At 69.7% G+C, this 16,659-nt stretch carries 15 protein-coding genes and 2 pseudogenes; 5 read left to right on the forward strand and 12 right to left on the reverse strand.

What is annotated here, in order from left to right:
- Positions 1-233: 233 nt before the first annotated feature.
- The 7 genes from J7F03_RS05585 to J7F03_RS05615 form a co-directional block, all read right to left on the reverse strand.
- Complete coding sequence (locus tag J7F03_RS05585; protein ID WP_214947526.1) at positions 234-1,025, reverse strand: enoyl-CoA hydratase/isomerase family protein; 792 nt, start codon at positions 1,023-1,025, stop codon at positions 234-236.
- Complete coding sequence (locus J7F03_RS05590) at positions 1,022-2,269, reverse strand: cytochrome P450 (protein WP_214947527.1); 1,248 nt, start codon at positions 2,267-2,269, stop codon at positions 1,022-1,024. The genes J7F03_RS05585 and J7F03_RS05590 overlap by 4 nt, the downstream gene beginning before the upstream one ends.
- A 104-nt stretch (positions 2,270-2,373) precedes the next feature.
- Positions 2,374-3,753: a cytochrome P450 gene (locus J7F03_RS05595; protein WP_214947528.1), complete on the reverse strand. Its 1,380-nt coding sequence runs from the start codon at positions 3,751-3,753 to the stop codon at positions 2,374-2,376.
- Between the two features lie 10 nt (positions 3,754-3,763).
- Positions 3,764-4,324: an ATP/GTP-binding protein gene (locus J7F03_RS05600; RefSeq protein WP_214947529.1), complete on the reverse strand. Its 561-nt coding sequence runs from the start codon at positions 4,322-4,324 to the stop codon at positions 3,764-3,766.
- Between the two features lie 3 nt (positions 4,325-4,327).
- A complete protein-coding gene (locus J7F03_RS05605) occupies positions 4,328-4,723 on the reverse strand; it encodes a DUF742 domain-containing protein (protein ID WP_214947530.1) in 396 nt (131 codons plus the stop codon).
- Positions 4,716-5,558, reverse strand: coding sequence for a roadblock/LC7 domain-containing protein (locus J7F03_RS05610; RefSeq protein WP_251071470.1), 843 nt, complete (start codon positions 5,556-5,558; stop codon positions 4,716-4,718). The genes J7F03_RS05605 and J7F03_RS05610 overlap by 8 nt, the downstream gene beginning before the upstream one ends.
- Positions 5,555-6,742 carry an ATP-binding protein gene (locus tag J7F03_RS05615; RefSeq protein ID WP_214947531.1) on the reverse strand — a complete coding sequence of 396 codons (1,188 nt, stop codon included), beginning with the start codon at positions 6,740-6,742 and terminating at the stop codon, positions 5,555-5,557. Before J7F03_RS05615 ends, J7F03_RS05610 begins: the two co-directional genes overlap by 4 nt.
- Before the next feature lie 619 nt (positions 6,743-7,361).
- Between J7F03_RS05615 and J7F03_RS05620 the strand changes: the two genes are divergently transcribed.
- Positions 7,362-7,535: a hypothetical protein gene (locus J7F03_RS05620; RefSeq protein ID WP_214947532.1), complete on the forward strand. Its 174-nt coding sequence runs from the start codon at positions 7,362-7,364 to the stop codon at positions 7,533-7,535.
- 231 nt (positions 7,536-7,766) lie between these two features.
- On the opposite strand, the pseudogene J7F03_RS05625 reads toward J7F03_RS05620, so the two are convergent.
- From J7F03_RS05625 to J7F03_RS05640, 4 genes and pseudogenes are all read right to left on the reverse strand, one after another.
- Positions 7,767-7,952 (reverse strand): annotated as a pseudogene (locus J7F03_RS05625) (Loki-CTERM sorting domain-containing protein); the annotation flags it as partial.
- Between the two features lie 230 nt (positions 7,953-8,182).
- Positions 8,183-8,590 carry a transposase gene (locus tag J7F03_RS05630; protein WP_214947571.1) on the reverse strand — a complete coding sequence of 136 codons (408 nt, stop codon included), beginning with the start codon at positions 8,588-8,590 and terminating at the stop codon, positions 8,183-8,185.
- An 87-nt stretch (positions 8,591-8,677) separates the two neighbouring features.
- A complete protein-coding gene (locus tag J7F03_RS05635; protein ID WP_214947533.1) occupies positions 8,678-9,970 on the reverse strand; it encodes an MFS transporter in 1,293 nt (430 codons plus the stop codon).
- A complete protein-coding gene (locus J7F03_RS05640) occupies positions 9,967-11,325 on the reverse strand; it encodes a rhodanese-like domain-containing protein (protein WP_214947534.1) in 1,359 nt (452 codons plus the stop codon). The genes J7F03_RS05635 and J7F03_RS05640 overlap by 4 nt, the downstream gene beginning before the upstream one ends.
- Before the next feature lie 94 nt (positions 11,326-11,419).
- Here J7F03_RS05640 and J7F03_RS05645 point away from each other — a divergent pair, with 94 nt between their 5' ends.
- On the forward strand, positions 11,420-12,088 hold the full coding sequence (locus J7F03_RS05645; protein WP_214947535.1) for a metalloregulator ArsR/SmtB family transcription factor: 669 nt from the start codon (positions 11,420-11,422) through the stop codon (positions 12,086-12,088).
- A gap of 102 nt (positions 12,089-12,190) precedes the next feature.
- A pseudogene (locus tag J7F03_RS41925) lies at positions 12,191-12,624 on the forward strand (MFS transporter); the annotation flags it as partial.
- A gap of 378 nt (positions 12,625-13,002) precedes the next feature.
- On the opposite strand, the gene J7F03_RS05655 reads toward J7F03_RS41925, so the two are convergent.
- Complete coding sequence (locus J7F03_RS05655; protein WP_214947536.1) at positions 13,003-14,520, reverse strand: PucR family transcriptional regulator; 1,518 nt, start codon at positions 14,518-14,520, stop codon at positions 13,003-13,005.
- A 147-nt stretch (positions 14,521-14,667) separates the two neighbouring features.
- Between J7F03_RS05655 and J7F03_RS05660 the strand changes: the two genes are divergently transcribed.
- Both J7F03_RS05660 and J7F03_RS05665 read left to right on the forward strand, forming a co-directional pair.
- On the forward strand, positions 14,668-16,254 hold the full coding sequence (locus J7F03_RS05660) for a cytosine permease (RefSeq protein ID WP_214947537.1): 1,587 nt from the start codon (positions 14,668-14,670) through the stop codon (positions 16,252-16,254).
- Positions 16,251-16,652 (forward strand): nuclear transport factor 2 family protein, encoded by a 402-nt coding sequence (locus tag J7F03_RS05665; RefSeq protein ID WP_214947538.1) that lies wholly within the window; start codon positions 16,251-16,253, stop codon positions 16,650-16,652. The genes J7F03_RS05660 and J7F03_RS05665 overlap by 4 nt, the downstream gene beginning before the upstream one ends.
- The last annotated feature ends 7 nt before the right edge of the window (positions 16,653-16,659 follow it).

Raw genomic sequence — 16,659 nt, forward strand, 5'->3', positions numbered from 1 at the left:
GGGACGCCCGCGAGAATCGGGCTTCGCGGCTCTGACAGGGGTAAGTCGAGCTGTGAAGTTGCCTGTTCCTCGACCGAGTGGACCTCACCCCGGCCGAGAAGAGGTGCCCGACCCGATCGTGAGTGGTCAGGTGCATCGCCGCGCACTGTGCCCGCCACACGCGCCAGGTACCCGGCCGTCCCCGTGCCTCGGCGGCCCGTGGCGGGACGGACGCCCGGATCGGCCCGGGAGGATCAGCCCCTCGCGTGCTGGTGGAGAGCGGCTGCCAGGAGATGGGAGTCGAGCAGGGAGACGTCTGCCGTCCTGTCCGCCCGTGCGTAGCCGGCCAGCATCCGTTTGGTCAGGACGAGTGCTTCGGGCGAGCGTCGGACGAGGGGCCTGGTCCAGGAATCGATCACCTTGTCCAGCTGGTCGAGTGGGGCGGTCCGGTGGAGCAGACCGATACGGTGGGCCGTGTCGGCGTCGAAGACGTCGCAGGTGAGCATGAGCTCGCGAATCCTGGAGGTGCCGGCCTCGGAGACCAGGCGTCCCATCGCCCCGCCCCATGCCGGCGGTAGCCCTATGCCGACCTCCGGCATGCGAAAACGGCTGGTGTCGGCACCGGCGCGCAGATCGCAGAAGGAGGCGAGGGCGAGACCCGCGCCGATGACCCGCCCGTGCAACCGGGCGATGGTGACCGCGTGAGTGTTCTCCAGGGCCTGGCACAGGCGGTGCGCCTTGTCGGCGATGCGCCGCAGGGCCACTCCGGACGGATCGGCGGCCAGTGCCTCCTGGTACTCGTTGCGGTCGGCGCCCAGGCAGAAGTCCGTACCCAGTGACGACAGCGTCAGGATCCGGACGTCGGGTCTCTCGTGGAGGTCGTCGAGCAGGGTGGCGAGGTCGTCGAGGACTGCGGTGTCCAACGTGTCGTCCTGCCCCCAGGGGTTGAGGCGGACATGCAGTACGGGGCCGTCCTGCTCGACACGTATCGCCTTGGGAGCGGTCCGGGCGCGTACGGGGGTGGGGGTGGGGGTCGATTCGGTCATGCGAGTGCTACGTCCAGGTTCAGCAGGCGCCGGAACGCCACACGGGGCGCCATCGACGGGGGGCGTACGAGGGTGAGGCGGGGAAGGCGCCGGATCAGTTGGCGGAGAAGGGTCTGGGCTTCGAGGCGGGCCAGCGGCGCGCCGAGGCAGTAGTGGATGCCGCCACTGAACGCGAGGTGGCCGGGCGTGCGGGCGGGGTCGAACCGGTCCGCGTCGCTGTGTCTGGCCGGGTCTCGGTGCGCCGCTCCGACCATGAGGTGGACCATCTCGTCGCGGCGGATCTCGACGCCTCCCAGCACGGAGTCCTGCGAGGCGACCCTGCTGATCACGTGGGTAGGCGGGTCGTAGCGGAGCGTCTCCTCCACGAACCCGGGTACGAGGTCCGGGTTGTCGGCGATCATGTCCCAGCGTTCCGGGCTTTCGACGAGCCGGAGTGTCATCGTCGAGAGGAGGGTCCCGGTGGTTTCCAGGGCGGCCAGCAGGACGAACAACACCAGGAAGTAGACTGCCTCGTCGGCCTTGTCCTGGTCGGGCTCGATCGCGTCCCACGTCTGGATCCACCGGGTGACGGGGTCATCACCGGGGTGGGAGCGCCGATCACGCACCAGGTCCATGAAATGGGTGCGGAGTTCGGCCGTGGCCGCGTCGGACAATGCCAGTTGGCTGGCCGACGGCAGCAGCTCCTGGGTGAAGACCTGATCGTGTGTCAACTGCCGGAGCCTGGGCCAGTCGGCCGGCGGCAGCCCGAGCCAGTCACCTATGGTGGCCACCGGCAGCTCCTCGCAGACCAGCTCCGAGATGTCCGCCTCGCCGGTGCGTATTCGCTCCGTGAAGGCGTCGAGGAGCCTATCCGCGGTCCGGTTCACATTGCGGCCGATGCGCTCCATGGCGGCTCGGTCGAACGTGCCCGCCGCGCGTCGCACCTTGGTGTGGTCCGGGGGGTTGAGCGCGGCGAGCGTGTTGCTCATCTCGCGTGAGGAGGGCGCGTTCCAGCGTGTCCCGGGCCCCTGGCGCTCCCGCCATTCCCTGTCGGGCTCCAGCCATTGACGGCTGCGCAGAACCTGGTCGCAGGCGGCGAAGCCCGTCACGACGGAGCCGCCCCAGGGGGCGGGCACCACCTCGCCCCGCGAGCGGAGTTCGGCGTATATAGGGAAGGGGTCGGCCTGCCCTCCGGCCGTCCGCAGACGGGAGAAGAGGGAGGCGGACGCCCGGCGGTCGTACGACGGAGTTGTGGCAACCCCCATGATGGCGGCTCCTTTCTGAGAACCAGCCGCCATGCATACCCATGTGATCGTTAAGGCATCCACTACCACTGAGTACGCGGGAGGTTACTAGAATCACACTTGCCTCACTCGCCCCTGGTCCACGCCAGGAAGCGGCTGAACAGGCCGCCCTTGGGCTGCGTGGTGACACCGGCGTTCGTACGCGAGGGGCCGGCGTTGGAGGGCGAGGAGGCGGCTGTCTGCTGCTGGGGCATCTGGCCCGCGTTCGATCCGGCCGACCCGGCTGCCTGGGGAACAGCCCTCGGGGTGAAGCGGATCGGGAGGGTGACCAGTGTGCGGCTCCACGGGCTCGGCGCCCAGGTGAGCGCCTTGAACGGGACCCGCATCTCGACGTCGAGAAGCTGGTTGAGCAGTGCCTCTACGGCAGTCACGGCGATCATGAAAGCCGGGTCCTTGGCGGGGCAGGCGTGCGGGCCCGCTCCGAACGCCAAGTGCGCCTTGGCGCTGAGCTGTTCGCGGTGTTCGGTCAGCTTCGGGTCGGTGTTGGCCGCGGCGAACGAGATCAGGACCGGGTCGTTGGCCCGGATCACCCTGCCGCCGAGCTCGACGTCGTGAGTCGGGTAGTGAGCCGCGTAGTTGGCGATCGGCGCGTAGTTCCAGAGGGTCTGGGAGACCGCGTCCTCGACGGGGAGGCCGACCTGCCAGTCCTCTCCGAGGTACAGGGCGCTACTGGTGCCGATGGCCGCGGCCAGCGGCGCGGTGCCACCGGAGAGCAGGGTGACCAGCTGGTGCAGCACCTCCTCGTCGCTCAGCTGGGCCGGGTGCTCCATCAGACGTGTCGTCAGGTCGGCTGTCGGGCGCCGCCGCTTGAGGTCGATCAGCTCGGTGAGCGCCCCGCCGAGCACCTCGTCGGCTCCGGGTGTTCCCTCGAAGATGCCACTGATCCCGGCGATCACGCGGTCGCCGATCTCGGGCGGGCAGCCGAACAGCTCGCTGAAGACCAGCAGAGGCAGCGGCTGGGCGTACTCGGCCATCAGCTCCGCCTGGCCGCGGATGTCGGTACTGAACTGGCTGATCAAGTAGTTGGCGGACTGCTGTGTCTGCCTGATGAGCTGGTGCTCGTTGATCGTGGCGAGACTGTCGGTAACGGCCCGACGCAGTCTGGCATGTGCCGCACCGTCACTGAAGAGCGCGTTGGGGCGGTAGCCCATCATGGGCAGTGCCGGGCTGTCGGCCGGGACGCGCCCTTCGTTGAGGGCGTTCCAGCGGCGGGAGTCGCGCACGAAGGAGGCGGGGTTCTGCAGCACGTACAGGGCGGCGTCGTAGCTGGTGACGAGCTCGGCCTGGACGTCGGGGGCGATGTCCACGGGCGCACTGAGACCGAACGAACGCAGCTGTGCGTAGTGGCTGTCGGGGTCGGCTCCGAACGAGGGGCCGTACATCTGGACGTTCCCGTGCGCGGGGCAGCCGGGGGGTATCTCCTGCGGTTCAAGTGGCTGTTGCATTCCTGCGCTCCTAGCCGAGTTGGGACATGAGGTGTTTCACGAGGATGATGAGGGCCTGCGCCGAGGAGTTCTCGTCCCGTACGTCGCACTCCACGACAGGGGTCTCGGCGGTGAGGTTCAGGGCCTCGCGCACCTCGTCGAGCGGGTAGTCCGTGGTGCCCTCGAAGTGGTTCACGGCGATGGCGAACGTCAGGCCGAAACGTTCGACGAGGTCCAGGACGGGGAAGGACTCGTGCAGTCGCTCCGGGTCGACTAGGACCAGCGCGCCCAGAGCGCCCCGGGAGAGCTCCTCCCACATCTCCTTGAAGCGCTCCTGGCCGGGCGTTCCGAAGAGGTAGAGCACCAGGGTGTCGCTGAGGGTGAGCCGGCCGAAGTCCATGGCGACGGTGGTGGTCTTCTTGTCGGGTGTGCCCGACAGGTCATCGAAGCCCACGCTGGCCTCGGTGATCTCTTCCTCGGTCCGTAGGGGCTCGATCTCGGAGAGACTGCCGATGCAGGTGGTCTTGCCGACCCCGAAGTGCCCCACTATGAGGATCTTCACCGCGTGGGAGACATCTGGATCCAGGTACACGCGTTACGCTCCGAATCGATTCTTCAGGCCCTCGAGCACGGCGCTGACCAGTTCTCTGTCGACACGGTCGGCGCGCGGTATCGGCCTCCTCGCGAGGATGAGACTGTCCTCCTCCAACTGCATCAGCAGGATGCGGACGATGCCCAGGGGCAGGTGCGTGTGCCCTGCCACCTCGGCCACGGACAGGAAGCCGTTCGCGACCAGGTCCATGACCTGTCCCGCCTCCGGGGACAGCGTGCGCGCCGCGGCCTGTCCGTTCTCTGCCGCCGCCGCCGTCACGAGCGTCGTGTGCTCGTACTCGTGGTCCGGGGGCAGCGCTCGTCCGTTCGTGATCACGAAGAGGGGGACTAACGGAGACGTCAGTTCCAGCTCTTCATCCTGTTCGGGCCCGTCAGGCATGGCCTGTCCCCTTCCCCGGTGTCGCCGACGCGGTCAGTCTGGGAACCACCTCGTGCAGACGCGTGGTGAACTCCTCCAGGTCGCAGTCGTGTTCGGCGGCAGCGGCCAGCAAGGCATCGGGGCCGGCCGCCATCAGGAAGATCCAGCCATGCTGGAACTCGATGACCGTCTGACGCCATTCCGGTTCCTCGATGACCCCCGCGAACTGGGAGGTGACCCGGCTGTAGGCGTGGATGCCCGTCATGGCCGCCGAGATCGTGTCCGCGAGGTCGCGGCTCAGTCCGTTGGTCGCCCCGCGGGGAAGGCCGTCCGATCCCAGCAGCACCGCGTGGCGGGCACCCTTGACCTCGGACATCACCTGGTCGAGCTCGCCGAGGACGAATCCCGCGTCACCGGAGTTCTGCTGCCGGGGGGCGTTCCCCCGCGCACTTCCGGCGTCCTCGGCGCTCACCCTCGGCGGTGAGGTGAGGTTGTTGCCCAGTCGGGCGACAAGGCGGTGCATGCGGAAGGAGATCTGCTGCATGTCCACATCGGGCGCGGCTGCGGCGGCGAGGTAGGAGCCCTGCCCTGCCCCGATCAGGAAGCTCCAGCCATGCGAGAACTCGATGATGGTCTGGTTCCACTGCCGGTCCTCCTCCGGTCCGGCGAAGTGGGCCGTCGCCCGGCTGAGCGACTGCATCCCGGCCATGGCGGCGGAGATGGTGCGCACATCCTTCTCGGCCAGGCCTTCCGTCGCGCCGCGAGGAAGGCCGTCCGCGGACAGCAGGACGGCGTGCCGTGCACGGGGCACGTTGTGCACGATGTCCTCGAGCATCCACGACAGGTCTGCGGTCATGCCTCTTCGGGCCCTTCGAGCGAGGTGGCGTCAAGGTCGCGGCCGGAGAGCGTGCCGCGCTGGAAGGCCCCCAGGCTGCGCCCGGAAGCGCGGCCTGTCTCCCCCGGGGTCCGCGGCGCCGGCGAGGTGGTGTCGGGATCGGGGACGCTCGCGATGGGCGCCTGGCGTGCGCCGCGCTTGGGCAGACCGTGCATCGTGCGCGACGTCGGGCTCTGGGGCCGGCTCTCGGGGGCGCGCCGGATATCGCTGACCGGAGCCTCCTGGGCGGGCGGCATCTCCTCCATGGTCCACAGCTCCTCGGGCAAGAGGACGACGGCCCTGACGCCGCCGTATCGGGAGACTCCGGTGACATCCACCTTGAAACCGTGCTGACGCGCGATCAGGCCGACGACCGGGAAGCCGAACCTCGGCTGAGTCCCGAGCTGCGACAGACGGGGGGCGACTTCTCCGGAGAGCAGCGCGGTCGCCCGCTGCCGCTCTTCGTCGTTCATGCTGACACCGGCGTCGTCGATGACGATGCACAGGTTGTTCTGGACGCGCTGGAACGTCACCTCGATCGGCGCGTCGTGCTGCGAGAAGCTGGCAGCGTTGTCAAGCAGCTCCGCCACGGCGAGGGCGACGGGCGCGACAGCGGACGCCTTCAGGGCGAGACTGGTCTGCTGCATGATGGCGACCCGGTGGAAGTTGCGGATCTGGCCCTGGGCACTGCGCACCACGTCGTAGACGCTGGCGGGCCTGTTGCGACGGCCGAGCGGCGCACCGCACATGACGGCGATGCCCTGAGCCTTGCGCGCCATCTGCGCGTTGGCGTGGTTGACGTCCAACAGGTCGCTCAGGACGGCGTGTCCGCCGTACTTGCGCTGGATGCCGTCCAGAAGTGTCGTCTGCTCGGCCGCGAGGCTCTGCAGGAAGCTGGCGGCACCCTTGAGGACGGCCTTGGTGTTCTCCTCCGCCGCTTCCTTGGCCTCGCGGAGCATGGCGTCCTGCTCGTTCCGGAACCTCTGCAGCTCGGCGCGCGACGAGTTCAGGTGGCTGTCTGCTGCGAGTAGCTGGTGCCTCAGTTCGGCCTCGGTATGCTGCTTCTTCGCCCCCAGCGCTCTGTTGCGGGCGACGAGTGCCACGACCGCGACAACGGCTATCGCCGCCACCGCAACCAAGCACCACACAAGTGCGTCTCGATTCATGGAAACCTTTCCCGGCGCATGGCATGCGGACGGCTGCGGATCCACCTCGCGAGGACCCGCAACACAGCTGATCGGCACGGTTCACCTGCTGTTACGCGGAGAGCATGCCGCCGATCGCGAGTCAGCATCTGCGTCAAATGGATCAAGATCACAGATGTCGGGATGCTATCACCGGATCATCGCATCCCCGGACGCCTGCTATGGCGCCGCATACGCCCAACCCGGCTGCCACAGCAGCGGGTTGACATGGTCTTTCCACCCCGCATCCACCATCCGTCACCCCTCTCGTCACCGATCCGTCAATCAGCTCTTCATAAGAGGAGTGACAATCTCTCACATCGATCTGAGGCACCGTCAACCGGACCCTTGAAGGACCCCATCGGCAGGTGGCGGCGCCCAGTACGCAGGTGCCGAGTGCGTGTGGGGGTTTGCCCCTGTTTGTGAACATCTCTTGAGGATCGGATCGTGGGATCCGAGATGGAGGTGTTCTGGTGGGTGTTGCCCGGTATTCGGAGGGGTTCAAGCGGGACGCGGTCGAGCTGGTGCGGTCAAGCGGCCGGACGGTCGGTTCGGGGGCCGGGGGCCGGGGGCCGGGGGGCTCGGCGTCAACGGCGAGTCGTTGCGGCAGTGGGTCCGGCGGGCCGAGGCGATGGCCGGCAGCGGCGGTGACGTGATGGCGCCGTCGGAGCGGGAGGAGCTGAAGCGGCTGCGCGAGCAGGTCCGTGAGCTGGAGCTGCGGAAGGAAATCCTTCGCAAGGCTGCCCGGCATTTTGCGAAGGAGATGGGTCGTTGACCGGCCGCCGGCGGTTCATCTCCGACCACCATGTGGAGTGCGGCATAAAGCGGCTGTGCAGAATCCTGGGGGTCTCCGGATCGGGTTTCCACCGCTGGCGCATCGCGGAGCCGCCCCGTCAGGCCAGGGCTGCGGCCCGAGGGGCGAAGCCCGGATTCTCTCCAGGAGGCCGGACGGCCCATTTCCTTATATTCACAAGTGCGAAGTTGATCTGCGACCGTGGCTGGCTGTCTATAGCCAGTCGCGCTTCTTGAAGATGACGTACAGGGTCACGCAGACCACTGCCATCAGTAGGATCGCGAAGGGGTAGCCCGCTGCCCACTTCAGTTCCGGCATGGTCTCGAAGTTCATGCCGTAGATGGTTCCCACGGGTGTGGGTGCAAACAAGATGGCGGCCCACGAGGAGATCTTCTTGAAGTCGTCACCCTCACGCCGTTGACCTGGGGAAATCGACTAGAAAAGCGCTCTGGCCTGCGGCGATCCGCCTTTCCGCCCCTTTCACCGTGCTGCCCGTTTGTGCAGCCGATCCTCCCCAGCCGCTCCCCAACGGGCCTTCATCTCCCCAGATTCTCCCCAGCCGCGGCCGCCTGCGAAGGAGCATCACCGCTGGTTAGGGGCTCGATCCGGGCGGCGGGACCGACTACTCATCAGGTGCCAGGTGCCAGGTGCCAGGTGATGACGAGGATCGAGGGGGCGACGGCGACGATGGCTTTGGCGTGGCCTCGGCGTTTGACGATGCGCCGGTAGCGGGCGCCGAGGAAGGTGTCGGTGCGGGCGGCGGCGTTGGCGGCTTCGCCGAGGGCGCCCTTGGGCCAGGGATTCCGCTGGCCCGCGGGGCCTGCCGAGCTCTTCGCTCCGGACTGGATGGTTCTCGGACATAGCTTGGCCCACGAGACGAGGTGTTCGGGGGTGGGGAAACGGCTCATATCCAGGCCGATCTCGGCGAGGACGATCTGGGCGGTGACCGGTCCGACGCCGGGAATGACGTCCAGCCGTTCGGCCAGGCCACGTGTGGTTCGTCCCGCGCCGGACGGGACGTTGCCGGCTGCGTCGATGTTGAACCCGGTTCGAGTGGCGGCTTTCTTGGCTACGGCAGGGCGGCGAGTGCCTGCTGGTTGCCGGTCGAGCCTCTACCGCCCCGATTACTCCATGTGACGGGAGTCGGCTTCACGTTGGAGGCGGCCAGGGCGTGGATGGGTCTCGTACATGCGGGCCGCGACGAGGAGGCCGGACGCGGCGGTGAGGGCGGCGACTGCCCAGATGGCGGTGGTGAGGCCGTAGGTGCCGGCGAGGGATCCGGCGAGCAGGGCGCCGACGGCGAAGCCGCCGTCGCGCCAGAGGCGGTAGACGCCGATGGCGCGGGCGCGCCAGGCGGGGTGGGCGACGTCGCCGATGACGGCGAGGAGTGTGGGGTAGACGAGGGCGGTGCCGAGGCCGAGCAGGACTTGGGCGATGGCCCAGACGGCGAAGGTGGTTCCGAGGGCGATCAGGGCGATGGCCGCTGCCTGCAGCAGCATGCCCGCGGTGATCAGGTGTTTGCGGCCGACGCGGTCGGACCACCAGCCGGTGAGGATTTGGCCGGCGCCCCAGACGGCCGGGTAGATGGCGGCCAGGGCGCCGATCTGTCCGATGGGCAGTCCGTGGGCGGCGAAGAGCAGCGGGAAGATGCCCCAGGCCAGGGCGTCGTTGAGGTTGTTGACGAGACCGGCCTGGCTGGCGGCGGAGAGGGCCTTGTCGGTGAAGCTGGTACGTCGGGCTATCTGTGCGGTGGTCAGCTGGGTGTCGGTCCCGTGCTGGGCGGGGTGGAGGGCTGCTTCGGCGCGGGCGTGTTCACGGGTCTCGCGTACGGCGAAGACCGACAGGCCGAGGCCGAGGGCAGCGTATGCGGCGCCGAGGAGGAAGGGCTCGGGGCGCAGCCCGGCGTGGGCTGCGATGGCGCCGGTGGCGACAGAGGTGGCGGCGACGGCGACGTATCCGGCTGCCTCGTTGAAGCCCATGGCCAGGCCGCGTCGTTCGGGTCCGGCGAGGTCGATCTTCATGATGACGGTGGTGGACCAGGTCAGTCCCTGGGAGGCGCCGAGCAGGATGTTGGCGGCGATGATCCAGCCCCAGGTGGGCCCCCAGGCGAGCATGGCGGGCACGGGCAGTGCGATGAGCCAGCCGCCGATGAGGACGGGCTTGCGTCCGTATCGGTCGGAGAGGGTGCCGGCGAAGAAGTTGGTGACCGCCTTGGTGGCGCCGAAGGCCAGGATGTAGGTGAGCGCGCTCACCGAGGCCGCCAGGTGGAAGACCTGGCCGGCCAGGAGCGGCAGGACGACTCTCTCCTGGCCGAGCATGCCGCCCACCAGGGCGTTGACGGCGACGAGCAGGGTGAACTGGGCGAGATTTGCGCGCAGTCCGAGCCGGATGCCGTCCTGGGGCGTTGTCGCGGTCACGGGCTCTCCTGGAGCGGGCGGCCGGTGGTCTCGGCCCAGTCGTCGGGGCCGCCGGCGAGGACGGCGAGGCCGTGGTGTCCGGCGCGCTGGAGGAGGCTTGCACCGGTCATGGCCCGTTCGCCGTGCGCGCAGGCGACCACGGCGCGGGCCGGTGCTTCACCGGCGCGAGCCGCCAGTTCACCCAGCTCGATGCCGATGGCGCCGGGGATGTGTCCGGCGGCGTGCTCGGAGTGCTGGCGTATGTCGAGGACGGGTCGGGCGGTGATGCGGTCTGCGGTGAGAAGTTCGATGGTTTCCCGTTCTCCGCCCTCGGCCGTCCAGGTGGTCATGTCGAGGTGGCCGGCCAGCCGCTCGTATCCGATCTTCAGGGCCTGCCAGGTGAGTTCGGCGAGGTCCTGACCCGGTGCGGTGATGAAGACGGCCGAGGTGTCGGCGGGCAGCAGCCAGCCCAGCCAGGTGGCGAACTGGGCGCGTAGGGCGATCGAGATCGCGCCGGGGATGTGGCCTGCGGCGAAGTCCGCGACGGGGCGTACGTCGACGAGGTGGGCGCCGTTGCCCAGCAGCGTCCGTACCTCGGCCGGGGCGAGTGCCGGGAGTGCGGGCGCGGAGGTGAGGACGGCGGGTCCGCGGCGGTTGAGCTCGCCCAGGCGGTCGAAGTAGGCGGGATAGGAGCCGAGGCTGCTCAGCAACTGCTGTACGAAGGTGTCCTCGTCGTCGGCGGCGAGCAGCGGGTTGGCCCGCCGCTGTGTGCCGATGGTGGTGGTGCGCTCGGACCCGGGCGGGGCGGAGCAGAACGAGCCTGCGCCGTGGGTGGGCCAGACCGCCACCTCGTCCGGAAGCTCGGCCAGGCGTTTCAGCGAGTGGTACTGGGCGCGGGCCAGTTCCTCGGCCCGGTCCGCGCCGAGCAGGTCGGTGCGGGCGGCGGAGCCGACGATCAGCGAGCCGCCGGTGAAGACCCCGAGTTCGCGGGAGCCGTCCAGGAGCAGGAAGGACAGGTGCTCGTCGGTGTGGCCGGGGGTGGCCAGCGCCCGCAGGGTGAGGCCGCCCAGATCTCTCTCGTCGCCGTCGCCCAGACCGTGGTGGGGGAAAGCGCGCCGCCCGGCGGTGGAGGCGTAGACGGTGGCTCCGTCGTCGTGGGCGAGCTGGACGGCGCCGGAGAGGAAATCGGCGTGCAGGTGGGTGTCGATCGCGTACGCGACCTTCAGCCCGCGCCTGGCAGCGGCGGCCCGCAGCACGCGCAGGTCCCGGCTCGCGTCGACTGCCAGGGCGCGGCCGTCACCGAGGTCGACGAGATAGGCGCTGTTTCCCAGCCCCGTGTCGACCAGTGGGATGAGGTGATCGTCGGCGAAGCCCATCGCGTCCTCCAATGTCAGGGTAGGGGTCGGGTCGCTTCCCCGCCCGCCACTAGATATAATATTCCATGGATTTATGGATGATGGGAGTTCGGTCATGGGAGACGCCACGCGCAAGGCCGCGCTGTACGACGCCTTCGCCCGCACCGGCAAGGCTCTGAGCAGCGGAAAGCGTCTGGAGCTGCTCGACCTGCTGGCTCAGGGTGAGCGCACCGTCGATGCCCTGGCCAGGGCCGCCGGTCTGAACCTGACCACTGCCTCGGCGCACCTGCAGACCCTCAAGCAGGCAGGGCTCGTCGCCACCCGCCGCGAGGGCGTACGCATCCATTACCGGCTGGCGGGAGACGACGTGGCTTCCCTCTACGCGCTGCTGCGCCAGGTCGCCCGGGCCCATCAGGAAGCGGTCGAGCCCGCCCGCACCGCCTACCTGGGCACCGACGACGCCGTGGAGATCGGCCGGGAGGAACTGCTGGCCCGAGCCCGGGCCGGAGAGATTCTCGTCCTGGACGTACGCCCCGCCGAGGAGTACGCGGCCGGCCACATCCCCGGCGCGCTGTCCATTCCCGTCACGGAACTCGCCGACCGCATCGCCGAACTCCCCGACGGAACCGAGGTGGTTGCCTACTGCCGCGGCGCCTACTGCGTGATGGCCTACGACGCCGTGCGCCTCCTCCGTGAACGCGGCCGCAAGGCGGTCCGGCTGACCGACGGCATGCTCGAGTGGCGTCTGGCCGACCTGCCCGTGGATGCAGCGGCGATCGCCTGATCCCACGGACGTGCGCTGAGGTGAGCACTCGCGGCCTGGCCGTGGGTGCTAGCCAGCCGCGATGACGTCCCGTTTCGTAGGCCTTGCCTGCGGCCTGGTCCGCGAGGGGCCTCAACCACCCAGGCAGCCTGGGCACTCGGCCTCGGCGGCGCGGGCCAGACCCTCGGCCGCACCCTCTGCGCGACCCTCGCCCGGCACACCACCGTCACCACCCGCACCCCAGCCCTCGTCGCCGCAGGTGGCGCCACCACCGCCGCGCTGGCCCTTGTACCCGGCCCACTGACGGCACTCACCCTGATCGCGGTGGCCGCCGGCCTCATCCGCGGCAACCTTACCCTCCTCCAGGCCACCGCCGTCACCGACCGCTGGGGCACCACCCACTACGGCCGCCTCTCCGCCCTCCTCAGCGCCCCCCCGCCACCATCACCGCAGCCCTCGCCCCTTTCGTAGGAGCGGCCGCACTGTCAGGCATGGCGGCGGTGCTCACCGTCGGCGCCCGGCCTTCGGCACCCGCCGTTTCGAGAACCGGCCGGTGATGAGGTGCCAGTTCGCCGGCCGTCGGCATCTCTGCGGCGGGGAGCTGACGGGGTCACCACCGGCCGTGCTGTTCGGACAGCGGGTGTGGGGGATTCGCCCCAGGTCGGACTGCCACATGGGCCGAAGCTACCGGTACCCGACTACGTCGGCTATTTCGTCGGCGCTGGCCTCATCAGCGGCGCCGTCCTCGTCCCGGCCGGTAACAGCCTCCCAGCAGAGGGAGGTGTGCTCTCCTACACGGTGCCCGCCACGCCGCCAGACCGGGACGGATGACGTGCTCGCGAGGGATAGTGGACTGACCGACTTGGAAAACTGGCGTAAAGAGCGTTGAAATCCGCACCCTACGCCCCCTTGAGTCTGCGGGAGGCGTTGGTCTGTCAGGGCAATCGGTCGCACAGGTGAGCCGCCCGTAGCGCGAGCCACACCTCGGTGAGGTCGGCTGTCGATGACAGGTTCTTGCCGCTGAGTCCGGCGAACCGGCGCAGGCGGTAGAGCAGGGTGTTGGGGTGGATGTGGAGTGCGCGCGCCGCCTCCTCGGTGGACCGGTCCCGCTCCAGCCAGGTCAGCGTCGAGAGGAGCAGTGCGCTGCCGTGCTCGGTGTCGTACCGCAGCACCGCGCCGAGCACCTGGTCCACCAGCCCGTGCAGGACGGACGGGTCGTCGTGCAGCCAGCGTTCCGTCATGTCGTCGCTGAACACCACCATGGATTCGCCCGAGGCACCCGCCCGCCGGAGCGCCAGAACGGCTTCGCGGCGGGCGAGGCCCAGGGTCGCGCCAGGAGTGAAGGGGCGTGAGACGCCGGCTCTGGTGCGGGGTACGGCTGTGAGGGCGGAGCGGGCCTGGGGGGAGTCGGCGAGCAGCACGTACAGCCCATCGCGGCGGCGCAGCACCAGGTGGGGGACGGCAGAGTCGTCAAGGGCCTGCACCACCGCGGCGTCGTCGAGCGGTCCGTCGTCCGCTCCGTCGAGGACGGCGAGGAGGGCGGCCGCTTCGGCGGTGAATCCCAGGCGGGTGAGGTGCCGGCGGGCGGTGTCCGGATCCAGGGCGTCCTGGAGGAGTTCCGCGAGCGTCTCCGCCCCCTGGCGGCGAAGCGTCTCACGCTCGTGGCGCACCATGGAGACCTGCAGTGCCGCGACGGTCGCTATGTGCTGGACGACACCGAGGCCTGCCGGTTCCACGCCCTCCCCTCGCCGGTCGCCCTGCCGTTCCAGCGCCAGCAGATATCCGGCGGGCCTGCCGGGCGCCGGTACGGGCAGGACGTAGCCACCGGGGACGGTCGGGGCGGGGTCGGCCGAGTCGGGCAGCAGCGCCGCGTGCCGCGCGGCGGGTACGGGTACGCCGGGCAGCAGGGGGCCTCCGGCGGGCGTGCACAGGTAGAGCGAGTAGCCGGACAGCCGCTCCAGCCTGCGGAAGAGTTCCGCGGCGGTGAGGTCCTCGGCGGCGAGCCAGCGCAGCGCGCCGAAAACTTGTAGCTGTGCGCCCGGTTGACGCCGGGCGCCGGCCTGCAGAGCGGCGGCCACCTCCTGGGCCACGGCGATGAAGGGCACCTGCAAGGGCAACTCAAGTACTGGTAGGGACCGTTCGTCCGCCGTGGAAAGGAACTCCTGCCGCAACGGCGGTACATGGAGATGGGCGGAGAGGGCGAGCGCCGACACGCCGGCGTCGGCCAGCCGCTCGATGTAGGCGCGCTGCCGGACGGCGGTCCGGGGGATCGCGATACCCGTCGTCATGATCAGCTCCGCTCCGAGGAGCCACGGGGAGGGATCCTCCAGCTCGCTCACGTGCGCCCATGACACGGGCCGGTGCAGCCCGTCCTCGCCGGCCAGGACACGAAGCTGGAGGCCGGGGGAACGCACGAGGTCGTGGACCCGGAGGGCGGCTGTCGGTGCTGTCATCGCGCACATGCTGCATCGTGGCGCCCCACAAAGGAAGGGGTCGGGTTTGAGCGTTGCACAATTGCCGCCCGGATCACGGTGACCGCACACTCAGGCCCTCCGGTTCCGGGTCGTGGTGTCCCGGAGCGAACGGCAACGGGAGGGTCCATGGCGGTCCGGACTGACCAGCGCTCAAATATCCAGCACAGTGGCGCGGATGTCATCGAAAGCCTCTCCATCCAGCACGTCCCCTTCGCCGAACGGCACGGCAAGCTGTGGAAACAGGGCCCCTTCTGGTTCCAGGGGAACTTCCAACCCTTCACCCTGTCCCTCGGATTCATCGGCCCCGGGCTCGGCCTGTCCATCGGATGGACGGTACTGGCCAGCGCACTCGGGCTGGCGGTGGGCACCTTCTTCATGGCGTTCCACGCCAGCCAGGGCCCGCAGCTGGGGCTGCCGCAGATGATCCAGTCCCGGGGCCAGTTCGGCTACCGGGGAGTGATCGTGCCCCTGGCGGCAACGCTGTTCACCTTCGTCGGTTTCAACGTCGTCGACACGATCATCATCGGCAACGGTCTGAACGCGGTGTTCGGCTGGGACGTGACCGCCGTCGGGATCGGCATCACCGTCGCCGCGGTGGTCCTGGCCGTGTACGGACACGACTGGCTCCACCGGGCGTTCCAGGTGCTCTTCTGGTGCTCGGCCCCGTGCTGGCTGGTGCTGTCGATCGGCATCCTCGTCGGCCGGGTGACCGGACCCGCCGACGTGGCCCCGGTCGCCGGGGGCTTCACGCTGGTCGCCTTCATGGTGCAGTTCACCGCCGCCGCCGGCTACAACATCTCGTACGCCCCGTACGTCTCCGACTACTCGCGCTATCTGCCGCGCGACACCCCGACGTCCCGGATCGTCGCCTCCGTCTTCGGCGGCGCCGCGGGTTCGCCGATGTGGCTCATCCCCATCGGCGCCTGGATGGCCGCCACCCTCGGTGTGAACGACCCGCTGGCCGGCACGCGCGACGCCGGGGACCAGGTGGTGGGCGGCCTGGGCGCCGTCCTGACCGTACTGTCGGTGCTCGCGCTGGTGGCCACCATGGGGCTCAACGCCTACAGCGGCATGCTCACGGTCCTCACCGGGATCGACTCGGTCCGCCCGCTCCGCCCCGGCCGCCGGGCCCGGGTGCTGACCATCGTCGGCCTCGCCGTCGTCTGGTGCGCCGTGGGCCTGGGCGTCTCGGCCGACTTCTCCACCGCCTTGGGCAACGCCCTGCTGCTCATGCTGTACCTGCTGATCCCGTGGACCGCGGTGAATCTGGTCGACTACTTCTTCGTCCGGCGCGGCCACTACGCCATCACCCACCTCTTCCGCACCGACGGCATCTATGGCACTTGGGCCTGGCGCGGTCTGCTGTCCTACGGCACGGGCCTGCTTCTGATGGTGCCGTTCATGGTGATGGGCCCCTTCACCGGGCCCGTCGCCCAGGCCCTCGGCGGGGTCGACGTGGCGTTCGTGGTGGGGCTCGCCGTCTCCGGGACCCTGTACTACGCCCTGACTCGCGGGATGGATCTGTCGGCGGAGGAACCCGCGGTGGCCGCCAGCGAGCGTGAACTCGCCCAGCGGGAACCGGCGGCCGCCGACGCCGCGCCGGTCCCGGCGCAGGCCGTCGGCAGGACCGGCGAGCCGGCGGCGCCCGGCGGCCGGACCGCTTCGGCGGACGGGCTCCCGACCGTGGACGGCCCCCCGACGGTGGACCGATGAGCACCGGCGCCGAAACCGAGGTACGGACCGCCGCCGCCGAACTGCTGGCCGCCTTCGCCGCACACGACACGGACCGCTACTTCGCGGCCTTCGCCGAGGACGCCACGTTCCTCTTCCCTACGCATCACGGCCTTCTCGCCACCCGAGCCGCTTACGAGGCCGCTTGGCGTGCCTGGGAGCTGGACGGGTTCCGCGTGCTGGGCTGCCGTACGGACGACACCGAGGTACGCGTCGTCGCCGACGGCCTGGCGGTGCTGACCCACCGGGTGCACACCCGCCTCGCCGCGAAGGACGCCGCCGACGGCGAGGAGGTCCGGGAGCGGGAGACCGTCGTCTTCCGGCGGTCCCCGGACGGGCGCTGGCTCGTCGTCCACGAACACCTCTCGCCCGAGCCGTGATACCGGC

This window comes from Streptomyces sp. ISL-43 (assembly GCF_018614195.1).
GTDB lineage: Bacteria > Actinomycetota > Actinomycetes > Streptomycetales > Streptomycetaceae > Streptomyces.

What these genes read in the sequence shown, in the direction of transcription:
- J7F03_RS05585 (WP_214947526.1), bottom strand. Translation starts at nt 1,025, where the DNA reads ATGACCGAATCGACCCCCACCCCCACCCCCGTACGCGCCCGGACCGCT.
- J7F03_RS05590 (WP_214947527.1), bottom strand. Translation starts at nt 2,269, where the DNA reads ATGGGGGTTGCCACAACTCCGTCGTACGACCGCCGGGCGTCCGCCTCC.
- J7F03_RS05595 (WP_214947528.1), bottom strand. Translation starts at nt 3,753, where the DNA reads ATGCAACAGCCACTTGAACCGCAGGAGATACCCCCCGGCTGCCCCGCG.
- J7F03_RS05605 (WP_214947530.1), bottom strand. Translation starts at nt 4,723, where the DNA reads ATGCCTGACGGGCCCGAACAGGATGAAGAGCTGGAACTGACGTCTCCG.
- J7F03_RS05610 (WP_251071470.1), bottom strand. Translation starts at nt 5,558, where the DNA reads ATGACCGCAGACCTGTCGTGGATGCTCGAGGACATCGTGCACAACGTG.
- J7F03_RS05615 (WP_214947531.1), bottom strand. Translation starts at nt 6,742, where the DNA reads ATGAATCGAGACGCACTTGTGTGGTGCTTGGTTGCGGTGGCGGCGATA.
- J7F03_RS05640 (WP_214947534.1), bottom strand. Translation starts at nt 11,325, where the DNA reads ATGGGCTTCGCCGACGATCACCTCATCCCACTGGTCGACACGGGGCTG.
- J7F03_RS05645 (WP_214947535.1), top strand. Translation starts at nt 11,420, where the DNA reads ATGGGAGACGCCACGCGCAAGGCCGCGCTGTACGACGCCTTCGCCCGC.
- J7F03_RS05655 (WP_214947536.1), bottom strand. Translation starts at nt 14,520, where the DNA reads ATGACAGCACCGACAGCCGCCCTCCGGGTCCACGACCTCGTGCGTTCC.
- J7F03_RS05660 (WP_214947537.1), top strand. Translation starts at nt 14,668, where the DNA reads ATGGCGGTCCGGACTGACCAGCGCTCAAATATCCAGCACAGTGGCGCG.
- J7F03_RS05665 (WP_214947538.1), top strand. Translation starts at nt 16,251, where the DNA reads ATGAGCACCGGCGCCGAAACCGAGGTACGGACCGCCGCCGCCGAACTG.